Raw genomic sequence first — 19,770 nt, 5'->3', positions numbered from 1 at the left:
TCGCGGACAAGCCAGCTCCCACAGTTGAGCGGCGCAGCTTCAGTTCCAGCCAGCGCGATCCATCAGGCGGATCGCTTCGGCCTGGCGCTTGCCCGCCACTTCCACTGGCAAGGTATCGGCCACGAACTTGCCCCAGGTCGCCACTTCCGCCGATGGCGGTACCGCTGGGTTGGCCGGGAATTCCTGGTTGACGTCGGCGAAGATCTTCTGCGCCTCAGGCGTGGTCATCCACTCCACCAGCGCCTTGGCCGCTTCCGGGTGCGGTGCGTGCTGGGTCAGGCCGATGCCGGAGAGGTTCACATGCACGCCGCGATCGCCCTGGTTCGGCCAGAACAACTTCACCGCCAGGTCTGGCTTCTGCTTGTGCAGGCGACCGTAGTAATAGGTGTTGACGATACCCACGTCGCATTGCCCGGCGTTGATGGCCTCCAGCACGGCGATGTCATCAGAGAACACGTCGGTGGACAGGTTATTCACCCAACCCTTGATGATTTCTTCGGTCTTGGCCGCGCCATGGGTCTCGATCAACGTGGCGGTCAACGACTGGTTGTAGACTTTTTTCGCCGTGCGCAGGCACAGGCGGCCTTCCCACTGCTTGTCGGCCAGGGCTTCGTAGGTCGTCAGGTCGCCCGGTTTTACCCGGTCGGTGGAATAGGCGATCGTTCGCGCACGCAGGCTCAAACCGGTCCAGGCGTGGGCCGATGAGCGATATTGCAGAGGAATGTTCTTGTCGATGACAGGAGAGGTGAACGGTTGCAGGATGCCCATCTGCTCGGCCTGCCAGAGGTTGCCGGCGTCAACGGTCAGCAACAGGTCGGCGGTAGCGTTCTCGCCCTCGGCCTTGATGCGTTGCATCAACGGGGCTTCCTTGTCGGTGATGAACTTGACCTGTACGCCGGTCTTTTTGGTGTAGGCGTCGAATACGGGCTTGATCAGCTCGTCGATACGCGAGGAGTAGACCACGACTTCGTCGGCCGCCTGCACGGTGGTGCTGCCGATCAGGGTGACTGCCAGGGCAGTCAGGAGGCGCTTGGGTGCCAACATGGGTGCGGTCTCTCATTTGCAAATGGAGGGCAAATGATAAGGACTCACATTTGGTAACGCTTGGTGGAGGCGTTACCAGATGTTGCAGGTGCTTTTATTCGCCTTTGTGGGAGCGGGCTTGCTCGCGAATGCAGTGGGTCAGTCAGTAGTTCTACCGCTGACACGCCGCTTTCGCGGGCAAGCCCGCTCCCACACAAGCCCGAACGGACGCATTTCAGCGTCAGGGTTTGGCGAGTTCGGGGAGATCGCCAGTCAATCCCAGTGCCTGGCGCACAAACACGGCCTTGGCTTCGGGCATCTGGTCGACGATTTTCAAACCCGCATTACGCAACCAGCGCAGCGGCAGTTGATCGGCCTGGAACAAGCGCTCAAAACCTTCCATCGCCGCCATCAGCGCCAGGTTGTGAGGCATGCGACGTCGCTCGTAACGGCTTAGCACTTTCACATCGGCCAGGCGCTCGCCGCGCTCGGTCGCTGCCAGCAGCACTTCGGCCAGCACGGCTGCATCGAGGAAGCCCAGGTTCACGCCCTGCCCCGCCAACGGGTGAATGACGTGGGCAGCGTCGCCGATCAATGCCAGGCCTTCGGCCACATAGCGTTTGGCATGGCGCTGGCGCAACGGTACGCACACACGCGGGTCGGCACTAACCACAGTGCCCAAGCGCCCCTCGAAGGCACGCTCCAGCTCACGGCAGAAGCCTTCATCATCCAGCGCCATCAAGCGCTCGGATTCAGCGGGCGTGGTCGACCAGACAATCGAACACCAGTCTTCCTGCCCATCGCGTACCAGCGGCAGGAACGCCAGCGGGCCGGTGTCGGTGAAGCGTTGCCACGCGGTGCGCTGGTGCGGCTGGCTGCTGCGCACGCTGGTGACGATGGCGTTATGCAGGTAATCCCATTCGCGGGTAGGTGTACCGGTCAGGCGGCGTACGGCGGAGTTGGCACCGTCGGCGGCCACCACCAGCGGCGCGCGCAGCTTGCGGCCGTCGGCCAGGGTCAGTAACCAGTCATCGCCGGAACGGCGCATCTGTTCCAGGCGCGCGCTGGCCAGCAGGCCGAGGTCGCAGTCATGCAGGCGATCGAGCAAGGCATCCTGCACCACGCGGTTCTCGACGATATGCCCAAGCACCTCGGCATGCACGCTGGCCGCCGAGAAGTGGATCTGCCCGGTGCCGCTGCCGTCCCATACCTGCATTTCGCCGTAGGGGCTGGCACGCCGCTCTACGACGCCGTCCCACACGCCCAGGCGCTCAAGAATGCGCTGGCTGGCCGCCGACAACGCGCTTACCCGCGGTTCAAACGCCGCAGCCGGTTCAAATGGCTTGACGCTCAACGGGCTGCCGTCGAGCAGCAGTACTTGCAAGCCACTGCCCTGCAACGCCAGCGCCAGGGCACTTCCGACCATTCCGGCCCCGACAATCAGCACATCTGCGCGCATGTCCATATTCAAGCCTGTCTCGCTGGCGGCTTGCGCCGCACATAAAGGGTTTTGTCGACCCGCGCCACCAGAGTGCCGGAGCCGTCATGAATCTCGACGTTGAGGTGGGGCAGATATTTCTCGCCACCTTCAGTCTGGCGCCGGATTTCATCGAGCAAAGCGTCGTCGATGGAGAATTCGGCATACACCGGGCCTTTGCCCGGCGAGATGAAGTCAATACTCGCAGCCTTGTCCCACACGATGTAGTCGCGGCCCAGGTTCTCCATCAACAGCAACATGTAGAACGGATCGACCATCGAATACAGGCTGCCGCCAAATTGCGTACCGACGTAATTGCGGTTGTACCAACCCAGGCCCATGCGCACCTTGGCATGCCGAAAATCGGCACTCAATGCCTGCACCCGCACCCCGGCGCCGAGGTACGGCGGGTACAGAGTGAGGAACCAGCGCAACAGCCGTGCCTTGCCCACGCGCTGGGTTAGCCACTTACGCATCGGAACGCGTGCCCAGGCCCATGGCCTGACGGGCGAACCAGCGTTTGGCCGGTGGTAACAGGTCGAGGCCGAGCAAGCCCATATTGCGGCCCAGCGCCACCAACGGTTGGGCACTGCCAAACAGGCGCGTGACCTGGTCGGAGAAGCCTACGGTGAGTTGCTGGTCCAGGCGCTGGCGCTCGCGATAGCCTTGCAAGGTCGCCAGGTCACCCGGCACAGCAGGCCCGGCCAACAGGGCTTCGGCCAAGGCATTGGCATCGCGCAGGGACAGGTTGAACCCCTGTCCGGCAATCGGGTGCAGGCTGTGGGCGGCATTGCCGAGGACCGCCAGGTGCGAGCGCACTTGCTCTTCGGCTTCCACCAGGGTCAACGGGTACAGGTGACGGGCCCCCACTTGCTTGAGGGTGCCCAGGCGATACCCGAATACACCCTGCAGTTCGCTCAGGAAGCTACGCTCGTCGAGGCTGGCCAGGCGCTGGGCGTCCATGCCGATGCGGGTCCAGACCAGCGCGCAACGGTTGTCCGGCAGCGGCAGCAAGGCCATGGGGCCTTCATCGGTAAAGCGCTCGAACGCCTCGCCATTGTGCGCTTCGCTCGGCGTGATGTTGGCGATCAGCGCACTCTGGTTGTAGGGCCGGGTTTTCACGCCAATGCCCAGTTGCTCACGCAAGCCGGAACGGCCGCCATCGGCCAGTACCGCAAGGTCGCATTCCAGCACGGTTTCATCGTTGAGGGTCAGGCGATAGCCATCGGGCAGCGGCTCCATGCGGGTGACTTCCGCCGGGCAACGCCAGCTCACCACGTCCTTGTCCAAGCCTTGCCAAAGGCATTGGCCGAGCCAGGCGTTTTCCACCACATAACCCAGGGCTGGCACGCCCTCCTCCATCGCGGACAAACGCGCGGTGGAGAAACGCCCACGGTCCGATACATGGATCTGCTTGATTGGCTCTGCACGTCGGGAAATGGCTTGCCACAGGCCCAGACGCTGGTAAATCTGGCGCGCGCCAAACGACAGCGCAGAAGAGCGCGCATCGTAGCTCGGCTGGTAGCTGTCGCCCGGTGCAAAGGGTTCGATCAGCACGATCTTCCAACCCCGCGCCTTGGCCCCGGCTTGCAATGCCAGGGCCAGGCTGGCCCCCACCAGGCCGCCGCCGATAATCGCCAGGTTGACCCGGCTCATCGGGCAGCCGCCATCAACGCTTCGATCTCGGCAACGGTCTTGGGCACGCCGCCGGTCAGGATTTCACAGCCTTGCTTGGTCACTACCACGTCGTCCTCGATGCGCACGCCAATGCCACGCCATTTCTTTGCCACAGTCTGGTTGTCCGGGGAAATATAGATACCCGGCTCCACGGTCAAGGCCATGCCCACTTCCAGCACGCGCCACTCACCGCCCACTTTGTACTCGCCCACATCATGCACATCCATGCCCAGCCAGTGGCCGGCACGGTGCATGTAGAAGGCGCGGTAGGCTTCGTTGGCGATCAGTTCGTCAACGTCACCTTGCAACAACCCCAGCTTCACCAGGCCGGCGGTGATGACCTGCACGGTCGCCTCGTGGGCCTGGTTCCAATGTTTGTTCGGCGCGATCTGCTTGAAGGCGGCTTCCTGGGAGGCCAGCACAATCTCGTAGATCGCCTTCTGCTCGGGCGAAAACGTGCCGTTGACGGGCCAGGTACGAGTGATGTCGCTGGCGTAGCAATCAATCTCACACCCGGCGTCGATCAGCACCAGGTCGCCGTCCTTGAGCACTGCGTCATTCTGCTGGTAATGCAGGATGCAGCTGTTGCGCCCGGCGGCGACGATGGAGCCATAGGCCGGCATTTTCGCGCCGCCTTTGCGAAACTCGTAATCCAGCTCGGCTTCCAGGCTGAACTCACGCAGGCCGGCACGGCTGGCCTGCATCGCCCGCACATGGGCCGCACAGGAAATTCGCGCCGCCTCGCGCATCACCCTCACTTCTGCCGCCGATTTATACAGACGCATATCGTGGAGCAAATGATCCAGGGCAACGAATTCGTTCGGCGGCTGGGCGCCCAGGTGTGCTTTGGAACGGATCACGTTGATCCACTCCATCACATGCCGGTCGAACTCGGCATTGCTGCCCATGGCCGAGTACACGCGGTCGCGGCCTTCGATGAGGCCGGGCAGGATGTCGTCGATATCGGTAATGGGGAAGGCGTCATCCGCGCCAAAGTCGCGAATCGCGCCTTCGGTGCCGGCACGCAGGCCGTCCCACAATTCGCGCTCGGCATTGCGCTCGCGGCAGAACAGCACGTACTCGCCGTGCTGGCGACCGGGCATCAGCACGATCACCGCTTCGGGTTCGGGGAAACCGCTCAGGTACTGGAAATCGCTGTCCTGGCGGTAGACATGCTCGACATCGCGGTTGCGGATGGCCACTGCGGCGGCCGGCAGGATCGCGATGCTGTTGGGTTCCATCTGCGCCATGAGCGCTTTGCGGCGCCGGGTGTATTCCGCTTTGGGGATATGGATCATGGGCAGATGGGTGTCCTTTCTCAGTGCAACGACGGCTTGGGCGCGGCGGGCTCAGCGGACTTGCGGGTCTCGGTGAACAGCAGCAGCGGCGCGACGCGCAGGTATTCCATGACTTCCATGTAGTCGCCTTCACCGTCTTCGGATTCTTCCAGGGCATCTTGCACCTGGGAGATGGCCGCCAGGTCCTGCAGCACTTCCTTGGCGTCGGTGCTCAGCTCCAGGCCGCCGGCATTCACGCCGAAACCGTGGAGGAAACCCTGGCACCATTGGCCCAGCGCGGCAGCGCGGTCAGCCAGCGGGGCGTCGTCGGTGGGCAGCAGCAGGACCACGGTGACGTCATCACCGGTCAGCTCGCCCTTGACCATTTCTTGCAGGCCGATCAATGCGTTGCGCACATTGTCGGTGGGTTCGGTTTCCAGCAGCTCGGCCACATCGGCCAGCCAGTTGTCGGCATCAAAGCCGACACCGGTGCAACTGCGGCCCAACAGCACGCCGTGCAGTTCAGCAGGCGAGCATGGATGGCCGCTGGTGCTCAGCAGTTTGGAAAAAGCATCGTACGGGGAGTTCTGAATGGGCATGGTGAGCTAGGCGCCAGACGGCGCAATGTCTAGAATGGAGCGCTGTATCCTAGCACCGGCAGACGCACCAAGACTATCGAGGGCGTCAGATCGTTTATCCTGCAGTTGCCATTCATCAGACAAATCCAGTGGAACCCAATGGAAGACACCGACCTGCAAGCGCTGATGGCCAGACTCGAACTGCTAATTGATCGGGTCGAGCAACTTAAGAGTCAAAACGGACTCCTATTAGCTCAGGAAAAGACCTGGCGCGAGGAACGCGCTCACCTCATTGAAAAAAACGAAATCGCCCGGCGTAAGGTCGAATCGATGATTTCGCGCCTGAAGGCCCTGGAGCAAGACTCATGAGTTCAAGCAATAGCGTTACCGTGCAGATCCTCGACAAAGAATATTCGATCATCTGCCCCCAGGAAGAACGCAGCAACCTGGTGAGCGCTGCCCGCTACCTGGACGGCAAGATGCGCGAAATCCGCAGCAGCGGCAAAGTGATCGGCGCCGACCGCATCGCCGTGATGGCCGCGCTGAATATCACCCATGACCTGCTGCATAAGCAGGAGCGCCCTGACGTACAGGCCAGCGGCTCGACGCGCGAGCAGGTGCGTGACTTGCTCGACCGCGTGGACCTGGTGCTTTCCACCGATTCAGACACACCCAAGGGCTGATTGCCGAGCGGGTTTAAGGTATACTCGCCCCACTCCCTGGCGTGTTTGCCAGTCGGCGATGTCCCTGAGCCGATTCGCACTACCCTGGAAGTTGCACGTTGGGCTGGTGTGCATGTCCGCTAGACGGAAAGCCTTAAAGCCTACTGCTTCTTCCACCTTGAACTTTCGGGTTCAAGGGCTAAGTCGACAGCGGCTCTGTCGGGGAGCCTGAATTCCCAAACTCAATGCCAGTCCCCGGACTGGCATTGTTTTATGAGCCCAAAATCATGACCGAACCTGCGCCGCTATCTCGTCCGCAACTTCGACGCATGTTGCGCAAGGCCCGCCGCGCCCTCACGCCAAGCGAGCAGCGCCAGGCCGCTCAGGGTCTGTACCGGCAACTGGCACAGCACCCGCTGTTTCGCCGGGCCAAACATATCTCTTTGTATCTGCCCACGGACGGTGAAATCGATCCGCGCCTGCTGCTGCGTGCGGCCCAGCGTCGCGGCAAAGCCACTTACCTGCCGGTGCTCAGCGCCTGGCCGCGCACCAAGATGGTGTTCCAGCGCGTACGCCCTGGGGATAAGTTGCTGCCAAACCGCTTTCGCATCCTTGAACCACGGGTAAATGCCCATCACCAACGCCAAGTCTGGGCGCTGGACTTGGTGTTGTTGCCGTTGGTGGGGTTCGATGATGTGGGTGGGCGCCTGGGCATGGGCGGCGGGTTCTACGACCGCAGCTTGGCCTATCTTGCCCGCCGCCAGAGCTGGCGCAAGCCAACACTGCTGGGGCTGGCCCATGAATGCCAGAAAGTCGAACGCCTGGCGCAGGCAAGCTGGGATGTGCCGTTGGCGGGGACGGTGACTGATAAGCAGTGGTATGTCGCACAAACGCCGCTGGAAACAGCGGCGCCTTGGTGAATGCTTGAGTTAACGCTTGAACGGTTGTGACTGCTGCTGAGCCAGTTCAACCGGTGCATCGGTCTTGTTCGACCACAGGCTCTGGGCATAACCGGTGGTCACGACGCCCAGACCAAACAAAATAACCAAAATCCATAGTAAATCCGGCTTACGTTGCATCGATTGCCCCCCTTTCAGGCACCTCGTACACGATGACAACAACGTTCCAAAGTAGTCCGTTGCAGCTGCTTCAAGCTTAAAAGCGCGCATTCTGCGGTAACGTGAACCAACACGCAAACCTTGACGCCAACCGACTGTCGGTTTGTCATGCAATTGCCCGACAACTTACCCAATGCCTTTTTCAGGAGCCCAACAATGGCCTACTGGCTGATGAAATCCGAGCCCGACGAACTCTCCATCAACGGCCTGGAAAAGCTCGGCGAAGCCCGCTGGGATGGGGTTCGCAACTATCAGGCGCGCAACTTTCTGCGTGCCATGGCGGTGGGCGATGAGTTTTTCTTCTATCACTCCAGCTGTCCGGAGCCAGGGATTGCCGGCATCGGCAAAATCGTCGAGGCCGCCTACCCGGATCCTACAGCGCTGGAACCGGACAGCCACTACTTCGACGCCAAGGCCAGTGCGGAGAAAAATCCGTGGAGTGCCATCACCGTGGGCCACGTCAACACCTTCCCCAAGGTGCTGGGCCTGGGCTATCTAAAGCAGCAAACCGCTCTTGCCGAAATGCCGCTGGTGCAGAAAGGCAGCCGGCTTTCGGTCATGGCGGTCACGCCTGAACAATGGGCGGCCATCCTTCAGCTGCTTTAACTGACCGATATCAAGACCCTCACGGGCCAAACCCATCACACTGGACGCTAACGCCGCAGGATGCAGCCATGTCTACGAACCACCATACGTCCCGTCTGTTCGCCATCGCCCTGATCGTCCTCTTGCTGGGGGCGGGGGCCTTTGGCTACTGGCGTTCGACCCAGGACCGCCTGCCCGAGGGCTTGAGCATGGGCAATGGGCGCCTGGAGTCCACCGAAGTGCAAATCGCCGCCAAGATCCCCGGGCGCCTGGCCGAAGTGCACGTGGATGAAGGCGACAAAGTGCTCAAGGGCCAGTTGCTGGCACGCATGGACACCCGCACCCTGCAAGCCCAGCGCGCCCAGGCCGAAGCAGAGGTGTTACGCGCCAAGGAAAACTTCGCCTCTGCTGAAGCCAAAGTGCAGTTGCGCCAAAGCGAGCAACTGCTGGCCAGCCAGGAACTCAAGCGCACCCAAGAGCTGTACCGGCGCGGCTTCGCCAGCAGCCAATTGATCGACCAGCAGCAAGCTCGCCAGAATACTGGCAACGCGGCAGTGATCGCCGCCCAAGCCCAGGTCAACGCGGTGAAGGCCGCCATCGGCGCAGCCCAGGCCCAGGTAGCCCAACTCACCAGCGAAATCGACGACAGCAGCCTGCGTGCGCCCATCGACGGCATCATCCAATTGCGCTTGGCCGAGCCGGGCGAAGTGCTCGGCGCGGGTGGGCGCGTGTTGCTGCTGATTGACCCCAATGACCAGTACATGAATCTCTACCTGCCCGCCTCCGTCACCGGCCGCCTGACCGTCGGCAGTGAAGCACGCATCCTGCTCGACGCCCTGCCCCAGCAAGCGCTTGCGGCCAAAATCAGTTTTGTCGCGGCCAAATCCCAGTTCACTCCCAAGGAAGTCGAAACCCGCGATGAGCGACAGAAACTGGTGTTCCGCGTCAAATTGCGCCTGACTCAGCCCAGCACCGTGCCACAAGCCAAACCGGGCATGCCCGGCGCGGGCTATGTACGCACGGCCGATGTCGACTGGCCGGCCAACCTGCAATGAGCGGCCTGGCGCTGCACGCCACGGGGATCAACCACCGCTACGGCAAGCAACAGGCACTGCTCGACATTGCCTTCAGCTTGCCAGCCGGTACCCGCTGCGGATTGATAGGTCCGGACGGCGCCGGCAAGTCGAGCCTGCTGGGTCTGATCGCCGGGGTTAAAAAGCTGCAGGAGGGCCAGTTGCAGGTGCTCGGCGGTTCCATCCAAGACCGTCGCCACCGCAATAGCTTGTACGCGCGCATTGCCTTTATGCCCCAGGGCCTGGGCGGCAATCTGTACCCCGAGCTGTCCATCAGCGAGAACATCCGTTTCTTCGCCACCTTGTTCGGCCTGTCGAAAGCCGATTGCGACCAGCGCATGCACAACCTGCTGCTCGCCACCGACCTCGCACGCTTTGCCGAGCGCCCGGCAGGCAAGCTCTCTGGCGGGATGAAACAGAAGCTCGGCCTGTGCTGCGCGCTGATCCATGATCCGGACCTGTTGATCCTCGACGAGCCCACCACCGGCGTCGACCCGCTGTCCCGCCGGCGTTTCTGGGAGCTGGTAGATAGCGTACGCAGTGAGCGCCCGCAACTGACACTGCTGGTGGCCACCGCCTACATGGAAGAGGCCGAGCAATTCGAGCATTGCTTGATGCTCGACCGTGGCAGGTTGATCGCCGATGGACTGAGCCGCGAACTGGCGGCGATAACGCCCAGCGGCAAACTGGATGAGGCCTTCACGCACTTCCAGGGCGACAGTGCTCACGACAGCCAGCCGCTGGTAATTCCACCGCGCACAGGCGGCAACGCCGATATCGCTATCCAAGCCCACGACCTGACCCTGCGCTTTGGCGATTTCACCGCGGTGAACAACGTCAGCTTTGCCATTGGCCGCGGCGAGATCTTCGGCTTCCTCGGTTCCAACGGCTGCGGCAAGACCACCACCATGAAAGTCCTGACCGGGCTGATGCCGGCCACCGAGGGCAGTGCAATCCTGCTGGGCAAGCCCGTGGACGCCAAGGACCTGGCGACCCGCAAGCGCGTAGGTTTCATGTCGCAGAGCTTCTCGCTGTATGGCGAACTGAGCGTGCGCCAGAACCTGGTGCTGCATGCGCAACTGTTCGACTTGCCCAAGGCCGACAGCGGTCCGCGCATTGATGAACTGATCCAACGTTTCGACCTGGGTGAAGTGGCCGAACAGCCCTCCGGCGAGTTACCCCTTGGCCTGCGCCAGCGTTTGTCCTTGGCAGTGGCGGTGCTGCATCGCCCGGAAGTGCTGATCCTCGATGAGCCCACCTCGGGTGTCGACCCGGCGGCGCGGGATGATTTCTGGCGGTTGCTGATCGAGTTGTCGCGGCAACAAGGCGTGACCATCTTCCTGTCCACCCACTTTATGAACGAAGCCCAGCGCTGCGACCGCATCTCCTTGATGCATGCCGGCAAGGTGTTGGCCTGCGACACGCCCGAGGCGCTGCAACAGCAGTTCCACGGCGATACCCTGGAGGCGGCTTTCGTCACCTGCCTGGAGCAGGCCCAGGGCGAACCCGAACCCAGCGCGCCCCGTGCAACCGTCAACGATGCCCACGCGCCGCCCGCGAGCAAACACGGCTTCAGCTTGGCGCGGTGGTTAGCCGTGGCCAGCCGCGAAGGCAAGGAGCTGCTGCGCGACAAGGTACGCATGGCCTTCGCCTTGCTCGGGGCGATGTTCATGATGGTGATCTTCGGCTACGGCATTTCCCTGGACGTGGAAAACCTCGCCTTCGCCGTCTACGACCAGGACCAGACCCCGCAAAGCCGCGCCTATCTAGAGGCATTTCGCAGTTCGCGCTATTTCGCCGAGCAAGCACCCATTCGCGACGCCAACGAATTGCACCGGCGCCTGCAACGTTCGGAAATCAAGCTGGCCATGGAGATCCCACCCGGCTTTGGCCGGGACCTCTACGCCGGCCGCCAGCCCACCGTCGCGGCCTGGCTCGACGGCGGCATGCCGTTTCGCGCTGAAACCAGCCGCAATTACGTGGAGGCCGTGCACCAGGGCAACCTTGCGCAACTGGCTGAACTCAGTAGCTTACCCTTGAACAACCGGGCCGCCGTCAAGCTTGAAACACGCTTTCGCTACAACCAAGACGTGGTCAGCGTGAATGCCATTGGCCCTGGCGTGATGGCGCTGATCCTGGCGTTCATTCCGGCCATGCTCACCGCCCTCGGCATTGTGCGCGAGAAGGAGCTGGGGTCGATCACCAACTTCTATGCCACACCACTGACGCGCCTGGAGTTCCTGTTGGGTAAACAGGCGCCCTATCTGGTCGTCAGCCTGGTCAACCTGGCACTGTTGGTGGCGATGAACCGCTGGTTGTTCGGTGTGCCGTTCAAAGGCAGCGGCCTGACCCTGGCTTTCGGTGGCCTGTTGTACGTGCTGGCGACCACGAGCATGGGCCTGCTGATCTCGGCGTTCACCCGCACCCAGATCGCGGCGATCCTCGGCACCATGATCATCACCAGCCTGCCGACCATCCAGTTTTCCGGGCTGATCGTGCCGCGCTCGTCCCTGGAAGGTGCGGCGGCGCTAATGGGCATGCTGTTTCCGGCCGGGCACTTTCTGGATATTGCGGTGGGCACCTTCACCAAGGCTCTGGATCTGCGCCAGTTGTGGCCACAATGCCTGGCCTTGTTCGGATTTTTCGTCGGTTTTACCGGGCTGAGCCTGGTGATGCTCAAGAAGCAGGAGGCCTGATGCACAAGCTCGCCCATATCCTGCGCCTGGGGCTCAAGGAACTCACCAGCCTGCGCCACGACAGCGTGTTGCTACTATTTCTGTTCTACGCCTTCACCGTGGCGATCTACATGCCCGCTGCCGGTTCGGTGATTGGCGTGCACAACGCCAGCGTGGCCTTTGTCGATGAAGATCACAGCGCGCTCTCGCGGCAAATGGCCGAGGCCCTGCAACCACCGGAATTCCAGGCGCCGGCGCCACTGGCCTACGACCAGCTGGACAGGGTCATGGACAGCGGCCAATACACCTTCGTCGTCAATGTACCGGCGAATTTCCAGGCCGACCTGTTGGCGGGGCGCCAGCCGGGGGTGCAGGTGAACATCGATGCCACGGCAATGAGCCAGGCATTCATGGGCGCGGGTTACATCGGGCGGATTTTCCAACGCGAACTGCTGACCTACAGCGGCCAGGCCGACGCTGCCGGCAAAGCTCCGGCCCTGCTGACCACTCGGGCGTTGTTCAATACCAACCTGGAAGGTGGCTGGTTCCTGGCGGTGATCCAGATCGTCAACAACATCACCATCCTCGCCATCGTGCTGACCGGCACCGCCCTGCTGCGCGAACGCGAGCACGGCACCCTCGACCACCTGCTGGTGCTGCCCCTGACCGCGCTGGAGATCATGCTGGCAAAAATCTGGAGCAACATGCTGGTGGTGGTGTTGTGTACGTGGCTGTCCCTGGAACTGGTGGTCAAAGGCTTGCTCGGCGTGCCATTGGCCGGGTCGTTGAGCCTGTTCCTGTTGGTGACGGCCCTGTATTTATTTGCGAGTACTGCGTTGGGGATCTTCCTCGCCACTCTCGCCCGCTCGACGCCGCAGTTCGGCCTGCTGGCGATCCCGGTGATCATTCCCATGCTGTTGCTCTCTGGCGGCAGTACACCGCTGGATAGCATGCCCGAATGGTTGCAGTGGGTGATGCAGGGCTCGCCATCGACGCATTTTGTGAGCTTGAGTGCCGCAATTCTATTCAGGGATGCGGGGTTGAGCGTGGTGTGGCCAGACTTGCTGGCCCTGACGGGAATTGGCTTGGTATTTTTTGCGGTGGCGTTGGCGCGGTTTCGCAAGAGCCTGGCTTCCTGAGGCGCCTGGCAGGACCTCGCGAATAGCGCTAAGCGCCGGCTTTACTGGATGATCAGATTGTTGAAGAGCAAATCTTCCACCATCGGTTTACCCGTCTCATCGTTCATCACTTGCTGAGTTTGTTTCAGGGCTTCCTGACGCAGCTTTTCCTTGCCTTCGACCGTACTCATGGCCTCGCTGGTCTGCTGGGTAAACAGCGCCACCAGTTGGTTGCGGATCAACGGATCGTTGGCTTTGACCGCCGCGGCTGCTTCGGTGCCGGTCACACGCAGGGCGATATCGGCCTTGTAGACCTTGAGCTTGGCCGTGCCATCCAGGCCGTAGTTGCCCACAAACGGCGGGGTCAGGCTGATATAGCTGACTTTCGGCGCCTCGCCTTCCTTGGCTTCTTCGGCCTGGACGGCCATCGGTAACGTCAGGGCCAGCATCAACAGGATCCACGCTTTCACAGTTCATTCCTCGAATTCGTTTGCCCGGTAGCATAACGCTAGCAAGGCTGAGCACAAGCTTATGGGGGCTTATCAGGCGCGGGTATGCTCGTTGACCCACGGGCGCACCCTCCTACACTTATCGGCCACGATGCCAAAAGGAATAGTCCGATGAAAGCTGTGCTGTGCAAAGCCTTCGGCCCCGCCGAAACCCTGGTGCTGGAAGAGATCGCCAGCCCTGCGATCAAAAAGAACGAAATCCTGCTGGACGTGCACGCGGCCGGGGTGAATTTCCCGGATACGCTGATCATCGAAGGCAAATACCAGTTCAAGCCGCCCTTTCCGTTCTCACCCGGTGGCGAAGCGGCGGGCGTAGTCAGCGAGGTGGGTGAGAAAGTCAGCCACCTGAAAGTCGGTGACCGTGTGATGGCGTTGACCGGCTGGGGCAGCTTTGCCGAGCAGGTCGCGGTGCCCGGCTATAACGTGCTGCCGATTCCGCCGAGCATGGACTTCAACACCGCCGCCGCCTTCAGCATGACCTACGGCACCTCCATGCACGCGCTGAAACAACGCGCCAACCTGCAACCTGGCGAGACCTTGCTGGTGCTTGGTGCGTCCGGCGGCGTGGGCCTGGCCGCCGTGGAGATCGGCAAGGCCATGGGCGCCCGGGTGATTGCCGCCGCCAGCAGCGCCGACAAGCTCGCAGTGGCCAAGGCGGCCGGCGCCGATGAGCTGATCAACTACAGCGAAGCCAGCCTCAAGGATGAGGTCAAGCGCCTGACCGATGGCAATGGCGCTGACGTGATTTACGACCCGGTGGGTGGCGACCTGTTTGACCAGGCCGTCCGCGCCATCGCCTGGAACGGCCGCCTGTTGGTGGTGGGGTTTGCCAGCGGGCGCATTCCCGAATTGCCGGTGAACCTGGCATTGCTCAAGGGCGCCGCCGTGGTCGGCGTGTTCTGGGGCTCGTTTGCCCAGCGCCAGCCGCAGGATAACGCAGCGAATTTCCAGCAGTTGTTCACCTGGTATGGCGAGGGCAAGCTCAAGCCTTTGGTGTCGCAGGTGTATCCGCTGGAACAGGCCGCCCAGGCGATCAATGATCTGGGGCAGCGCAAGGCAGTGGGTAAAATAGTTGTCCAAACCCGATAACACACCTGAAATGCAATCCATGTGGGAGCTGGCTTGCCTGCGATAGCGGTGGGTCAGCTGCTACAGATGAACCTGAAAAAGCGCCATCGCAGGCAAGCCAGCTCCCACAGTAGTTACTCAGTGGTCTTGGGACCTAATCACGACCATCACTTATCTATTAGCGACATGTTCGTAAAAGAACATGCACTTACTCTCGTTTCCTGTGTTTGCGGATAAGAGGCGATGCTATTTTCGGTAACGAAACTGTAACATTCGCATCCGCAGTCAAAACAAGAAATTTGGAGCTCTTGAATGTTTGCTTTCTTTCGTCCTGCCGCACACCAGGCGCCCCTGCCTGAAGAAAAAATAGACAGTACCTACCGACGGCTGCGCTGGCAGATCTTCGCGGGTATTTTCTTTGGTTACGCCGGCTACTACCTGCTGCGTAAAAACTTCTCCCTGGCCATGCCCTACCTGATCGACGAGGGCTACACCCGCGGTGAACTGGGCCTGGCGATGTCGGCGATCGCGATCGCCTATGGCTTGTCCAAATTCCTGATGGGCCTGGTGTCCGACCGCTCCAACCCGCGCTACTTCCTGCCCTTCGGCCTGCTGGTTTCGGCAGGGGTGATGTTCATTTTCGGTTTCGCGCCTTGGGCAACGTCCAGCGTGACCATGATGTTCATTTTGCTGTTCATCAACGGCTGGGCCCAGGGCATGGGCTGGCCGCCGAGTGGGCGGACCATGGTGCACTGGTGGTCGCAGAAAGAACGCGGCGGCGTGGTGTCCGTGTGGAACGTGGCGCACAACGTCGGCGGCGGCCTGATCGGCCCGCTGTTCCTGCTGGGCATGGCGTGGTTCAACGACTGGCACGCCGCGTTCTATGTGCCGGCCACCGTGGCCCTGGCCGTGGCGGCGTTCGCCTTCATCACCATGCGTGACACCCCGCAATCGGTGGGCTTGCCGCCTATCGAGAAGTACAAGAACGATTACCCGGAAGGCTACGACGCCAGCCACGAAGACGAATTCAGCGCCAAGGAAATCTTCGTCAAGTACGTGTTGCGCAACAAAATGCTGTGGTACATCGCCTTCGCCAACGTGTTTGTCTATCTGCTGCGCTACGGCGTACTGGACTGGGCGCCGACCTACTTGAAAGAAGCCAAACACTTCACGGTCGACAAGTCGTCCTGGGCGTATTTCTTCTACGAGTGGGCAGGTATTCCGGGTACGCTGCTATGCGGCTGGATGTCGGACAAGATCTTCCGTGGCAACCGCGGGCTGACCGGCATCGTGTTCATGGCCCTGGTGACAGTGGCCACCCTGGTTTACTGGCTCAACCCGCCAGGCAACCCGATGATCGACATGATTGCGCTGTTCTCCATCGGCTTCCTGATCTACGGCCCGGTGATGCTGATCGGCCTGCAGGCACTGGAACTGGCTCCGAAGAAGGCCGCCGGCACCGCAGCGGGCTTCACCGGTTTGTTCGGTTACCTGGGCGGTTCGGTAGCGGCAAGTGCCGCCATGGGCTACACGGTTGACCATTTCGGCTGGGACGGCGGCTTTGTACTGCTGATCAGCGCCTGCGTACTGGCGATCGCGTTCCTGATCCCTACGCTGTGGCACACCAACAGTGTCAGCTCGGCGCGTTAACCGCCCAGGCAATCCTTGGCACAACGCTTGAGCCGCGCCTCCAGGTTTTTATCTGGCATGGCGTGGCTACGCAGGGCGTTCACGGTCTGCTCGACATAATCGCGAGTCGTACCGTAACGCCCGCAAGCGCTTTGCAGTACATGATTAAGCACGATATCGGGCAAGTTGCCGGCATAGCTGGGCAAGTGCCGCTCCAGAACAAACCCCAACGCCTGCACGGTGCTGCCATCTTCCAATCGGCAACTGAGCCAGTGCGGCCGGTACGAGGGGTAAGGCATCTCACGCTGCCATAGGGCGTAAAGCGAGGCCTCCAACTGGTCCTCCGGCAAGCGGTAGGCAAACCCGCTGCAGGAACCACCGCGATCCAACCCAAACACCAGCCCCGGCAGCTCCGGCGTACCGCGATGCTCGTGTGACCACAAATACAGGCCACGGTGATAACCGTGAACCCGTGCACGCACCCGCTCGGTCGACGAGCATTCAGGGCGCCAGATCAGCGAACCATACGCAAACAGCCACACCGGCCCACCCTTGTGCCGAGCCATGGTGGCTTGCATCGAGCTCATCAATTGTTCGTGAGTGAGTTGCGGCCCCAGATCGAGCCGCGGAGGGTAAGCCAATTGCAGAAGATCGGTTTCAATGGCGGTCATGGCGAAAAGCGGTGCGCCTCCTGTGTGTTACCAGTTGTAAGCGACTTTACCGTAATAGAACGCGCCGCTGTAACCGTACGGCGAAAAAGTGCTGTAGGCGAGGTTGCCGCCGCTGCTGGCGAAGGCGTTAACCTTCTCCGGGTACTTATCGGTAACGTTGTCGCCACCCAGGGTGAAGGTCCAGTTCTTGAGCTTGTAGTCTGCTGACAGGTCCAGCACCCAGGCGGCCTTGAAGGTCTGGTCGTTGACCTTGTCCGTCTGATAACTGGTGAACTCACCATAGCGCACCAGGTTAGTGTGCAGCGCCCAATTACCGAAGGTGAAGTCGTTGCCCAGGCTCAGCTTGTGCTGGGGCGTGGTATCGCCCAGCAAACCGATACGCTCGCGACGGTCCACTCGCACCAGGTTGGCCCCCAGGCTATCGAGAATCGCGGGGTTGGCTTTCACGTCGGTGACTTTGGTGTGGTTGTAGTTGTAGCCCACGGTACTGTTCCAGCGAATGCCGTTATCGAGCTGGTAGCGATAGTTGGCTACCAGATCGACGCCATCGGTGCTGGTGTCCGTGGCGTTGGTGAAGTACCGGGCCGTGGTGTAGTTGATATTGCCGACGCCATTGGCTTGCAGGTAAGCCACCGTGGCCGGGTTGAGATTGAGGTTAGACGACAGGCTGATGCGGTCGCGGATGTCGATGCGGTACACATCGAGCGTGACGGTCAGATCATCGGCCGGCTCGAGCACCAGGCCGAGGCTATAGTTGCGCGACTTTTCGGCCTTGAGGTCTTCGGCACCCAGCAGGCGCGCGACCTGACTGTTGGCCGGGAAGGTGCCGGCTTCCTGGATGGTGCTGCCGATCAACTGCGATGAGGTGTAGGCAAAATTCTGCTGGGCCAGGGACGGCGCACGGAAACCGTTGGAGATGCTGCCGCGCAAGGCCACCTGGGGGGTGAAGTCGTAGCGGGCCGACAGCGAGCCGCTGACGTTGGAGCCAAAGTCACTGTAATCCTCATGGCGCACGGCGGCCGAGGCGCTGAGTTTTTCGGTGAAGTTGGTTTCCAGGTCCAGGTACTGTGCCCAGTTATGCCGCGTGCTGGTGCCGGCATCAGCATCGCGGAAACCGCCCAGGCCGGAGCTGCCGGTCTGGTAATAGGACGCAGGCTCGCCCGCCTCGATTTCATAGCCCTGATGCAGGTATTCACCGCCGAACGCCACGGAGACCGGATACGGCAGAAAGCCCACATCGAACTCACGGGACAGGTCCAGGCTGACTTGCTTCTGATCGTTGCTCAGGGTGCCGTTGTTGAATTTACGCGGCGTTGCCAGGCCCAGTGAGGTGTTGATGGTTTCAGTCCCCAGTTCGTACTGGTTCTTGCCGTAGTTGGCCGACAGGTCGTAATGCCAGTCGTAGGCCAGCAGGCCGCGCAAGCCCACCACCAGCGAGGTGTCTTCCAGGTTGCCTTTGATCAGTGGCAGGTAGCCGTTAGGGTTGAGCGCCTTGATGTTGTTGGACGCGTTGCTTGCCCGGTAGAAGGCTGCCGTTTCACCGCGCCGCTTGCTGTAGCCACCGAAGGTGTAGAACTCGGCTGCATCGCTGAAGGAATATTCTGAATTGAACTGGAACTTGCCTTCATTGGTGGCCGGCTCACCTTGGCGGAACACACGCTGGCCGTAGGTGGTGGAGCCAATACTGCCTGGGCGGTAATCGTCGCCGGCGCGGTTGGTGTAGTCGTTGTCGGCGCCTTCCGCAGACAGGTTGATAAAGCCATTGTCGCCCAATGCCAGGCCCGTATTACCGCTGACATTACGCTGGATGCCGTCACCCTTTTTGTACTCGCCAAACTTGCTGGAAACCGAGCCGCCATGGTCGGCGTTTTTGAGGATCACGTTGATCACCCCGGCGATCGCGTCGGAGCCGTAACGGGCAGAAGCGCCGTCGCGCAGCACCTCGATATGGTCCACCGCCGACAGCGGAATGGCATTCAAGTCTGCCGGGGCCGAACCGCGCCCAACCGCACCGCCCAGGTTGACGAAGGCACTGGTATGGCGACGTTTGCCGTTGACCAGTACCAACACCTGGTCCGGCGACAAGCCGCGCAACTGCGCCGGACGCACGAGCTCGGCGCCGTCCACCAGGCTTGGTCGGGGGAAGTTGATCGACGGAATCAGCCGCGCTAATACGGCACCCAGCTCATCGGAGCCGGTGCTGCGCAGGGTTTCACCGGAGATTACGTCGATTGGCGACAGCGATGCACTGGCAGTGCGCTCTTGGGCGCGGGTGCCGGTGACGATTACGGTGTCGAGTTTAGGTGCATCAACCGCAGTAGTTTCGTCTGCCAGAACTGGATTGAATCCCACAACGGTCAGCAAATTTGCCGACAAAATCGCCGTGTATAGCGCGTGTTTCCTGTAGCTCCCCATACCGCTCCCCTTTGAATCAAAAATAGAACTGCAATGCGCGAAGTTCGTACGATCGATCCGGCTGGCGGGCGGTGGCGGTCAGTATCTGGTTATGGTCGGTGAAGTCGGTAGTCCGTTGCGATATAGCTTAAAGATATTCATCAACCAGAATAAATACCTTAAAAGAATAAGCAAAAGCATAAGCACGCTCGCCCATTCGTCAGGATCCACGCGGC

The 19,770-nt window shown here is 61.3% G+C and carries 19 protein-coding genes and 1 other RNA gene; 10 read left to right on the top strand and 10 right to left on the bottom strand.

Features of this window, described 5'->3' with window-relative positions:
- Positions 1-39 precede the first annotated feature (39 nt).
- From CER19_RS12400 to CER19_RS12375, 6 genes are all read right to left on the bottom strand, one after another.
- Complete coding sequence (locus CER19_RS12400) at positions 40-1,044, bottom strand: extracellular solute-binding protein (protein WP_116666627.1); 1,005 nt, start codon at positions 1,042-1,044, stop codon at positions 40-42.
- A gap of 220 nt (positions 1,045-1,264) precedes the next feature.
- A complete protein-coding gene (locus CER19_RS12395) occupies positions 1,265-2,482 on the bottom strand; it encodes a 2-octaprenyl-3-methyl-6-methoxy-1,4-benzoquinol hydroxylase (RefSeq protein WP_165861624.1) in 1,218 nt (405 codons plus the stop codon).
- An 8-nt stretch (positions 2,483-2,490) separates the two neighbouring features.
- A complete protein-coding gene (locus CER19_RS12390) occupies positions 2,491-2,976 on the bottom strand; it encodes a DUF4442 domain-containing protein (protein WP_116666625.1) in 486 nt (161 codons plus the stop codon).
- A complete protein-coding gene (gene ubiH, locus CER19_RS12385; RefSeq protein WP_089041506.1) occupies positions 2,969-4,156 on the bottom strand; it encodes a 2-octaprenyl-6-methoxyphenyl hydroxylase in 1,188 nt (395 codons plus the stop codon). The genes CER19_RS12390 and ubiH overlap by 8 nt, the downstream gene beginning before the upstream one ends.
- Entirely contained in the window at positions 4,153-5,475 is a 1,323-nt protein-coding gene (gene pepP / locus CER19_RS12380) for a Xaa-Pro aminopeptidase (protein ID WP_116666624.1), read from the bottom strand. The genes ubiH and pepP overlap by 4 nt, the downstream gene beginning before the upstream one ends.
- 20 nt (positions 5,476-5,495) lie before the next feature.
- On the bottom strand, positions 5,496-6,053 hold the full coding sequence (locus tag CER19_RS12375) for a YecA family protein (RefSeq protein WP_056783168.1): 558 nt from the start codon (positions 6,051-6,053) through the stop codon (positions 5,496-5,498).
- Positions 6,054-6,191: 138 nt separating this feature from the next.
- Here CER19_RS12375 and CER19_RS12370 point away from each other — a divergent pair, with 138 nt between their 5' ends.
- The 4 genes from CER19_RS12370 to CER19_RS12355 all read left to right on the top strand — a co-directional run bounded on the left by CER19_RS12370 (position 6,192) and on the right by CER19_RS12355 (position 7,614).
- The gene (locus tag CER19_RS12370; RefSeq protein WP_003177365.1) at positions 6,192-6,401 is read left to right on the top strand and encodes a TIGR02449 family protein; all 210 of its coding nucleotides are present in this window, start codon (positions 6,192-6,194) and stop codon (positions 6,399-6,401) included.
- The gene (locus CER19_RS12365) at positions 6,398-6,715 is read left to right on the top strand and encodes a cell division protein ZapA (protein ID WP_014720410.1); all 318 of its coding nucleotides are present in this window, start codon (positions 6,398-6,400) and stop codon (positions 6,713-6,715) included. Before CER19_RS12370 ends, CER19_RS12365 begins: the two co-directional genes overlap by 4 nt.
- 30 nt (positions 6,716-6,745) lie before the next feature.
- Positions 6,746-6,924, top strand: a non-coding RNA gene (gene ssrS, locus CER19_RS12360) — 6S RNA.
- Between the two features lie 57 nt (positions 6,925-6,981).
- Positions 6,982-7,614 (top strand): 5-formyltetrahydrofolate cyclo-ligase, encoded by a 633-nt coding sequence (locus tag CER19_RS12355; RefSeq protein ID WP_116666623.1) that lies wholly within the window; start codon positions 6,982-6,984, stop codon positions 7,612-7,614.
- Between the two features lie 9 nt (positions 7,615-7,623).
- Here CER19_RS12355 and CER19_RS28770 read toward each other — a convergent pair whose 3' ends face one another.
- Positions 7,624-7,773 (bottom strand): hypothetical protein, encoded by a 150-nt coding sequence (locus tag CER19_RS28770; RefSeq protein ID WP_165861623.1) that lies wholly within the window; start codon positions 7,771-7,773, stop codon positions 7,624-7,626.
- Positions 7,774-7,968: 195 nt separating this feature from the next.
- Between CER19_RS28770 and CER19_RS12350 the strand changes: the two genes are divergently transcribed.
- From CER19_RS12350 to CER19_RS12335, 4 genes are all read left to right on the top strand, one after another.
- Positions 7,969-8,418: an EVE domain-containing protein gene (locus CER19_RS12350; protein WP_116666622.1), complete on the top strand. Its 450-nt coding sequence runs from the start codon at positions 7,969-7,971 to the stop codon at positions 8,416-8,418.
- 68 nt (positions 8,419-8,486) lie between these two features.
- Positions 8,487-9,452 (top strand): HlyD family secretion protein, encoded by a 966-nt coding sequence (locus CER19_RS12345; protein ID WP_116666621.1) that lies wholly within the window; start codon positions 8,487-8,489, stop codon positions 9,450-9,452.
- A complete protein-coding gene (gene rbbA, locus CER19_RS12340) occupies positions 9,449-12,166 on the top strand; it encodes a ribosome-associated ATPase/putative transporter RbbA (protein ID WP_116666620.1) in 2,718 nt (905 codons plus the stop codon). Before CER19_RS12345 ends, rbbA begins: the two co-directional genes overlap by 4 nt.
- Complete coding sequence (locus CER19_RS12335; protein WP_116666619.1) at positions 12,166-13,284, top strand: ABC transporter permease; 1,119 nt, start codon at positions 12,166-12,168, stop codon at positions 13,282-13,284. The genes rbbA and CER19_RS12335 overlap by 1 nt, the downstream gene beginning before the upstream one ends.
- Before the next feature lie 41 nt (positions 13,285-13,325).
- Here CER19_RS12335 and CER19_RS12330 read toward each other — a convergent pair whose 3' ends face one another.
- Positions 13,326-13,733, bottom strand: a complete 408-nt coding sequence (locus CER19_RS12330) for a flagellar basal body-associated protein FliL (protein ID WP_005792398.1) — start codon at positions 13,731-13,733, stop codon at positions 13,326-13,328.
- A 150-nt stretch (positions 13,734-13,883) separates the two neighbouring features.
- On the opposite strand from CER19_RS12330, the gene CER19_RS12325 reads away from it, so the two are divergent.
- Together CER19_RS12325 and glpT are read left to right on the top strand one after the other, a co-directional pair.
- Positions 13,884-14,861 (top strand): NADPH:quinone oxidoreductase family protein, encoded by a 978-nt coding sequence (locus tag CER19_RS12325; protein ID WP_116666618.1) that lies wholly within the window; start codon positions 13,884-13,886, stop codon positions 14,859-14,861.
- Positions 14,862-15,152: 291 nt separating this feature from the next.
- Complete coding sequence (glpT, locus tag CER19_RS12320) at positions 15,153-16,490, top strand: glycerol-3-phosphate transporter (RefSeq protein ID WP_032894604.1); 1,338 nt, start codon at positions 15,153-15,155, stop codon at positions 16,488-16,490.
- On the opposite strand, the gene CER19_RS12315 is transcribed toward glpT, so the two are convergent.
- On the bottom strand, positions 16,487-17,140 hold the full coding sequence (locus tag CER19_RS12315; RefSeq protein WP_014720416.1) for a gamma-glutamylcyclotransferase: 654 nt from the start codon (positions 17,138-17,140) through the stop codon (positions 16,487-16,489). The two genes, glpT and CER19_RS12315, sit on opposite strands and share 4 nt — an antisense overlap.
- A gap of 27 nt (positions 17,141-17,167) precedes the next feature.
- Positions 17,168-19,555 (bottom strand): TonB-dependent siderophore receptor, encoded by a 2,388-nt coding sequence (locus CER19_RS12310; protein ID WP_116666617.1) that lies wholly within the window; start codon positions 19,553-19,555, stop codon positions 17,168-17,170.
- Between the last annotated feature and the right edge of the window lie 215 nt (positions 19,556-19,770).

Source organism: Pseudomonas sp. GL93, assembly GCF_003408955.1.
GTDB classification, from domain to species: domain Bacteria; phylum Pseudomonadota; class Gammaproteobacteria; order Pseudomonadales; family Pseudomonadaceae; genus Aquipseudomonas; species Aquipseudomonas paracarnis.
The sequence above is the reverse complement of the archived record's forward strand: the minus strand, read 5'-3'. Positions and strand labels throughout refer to the sequence as shown.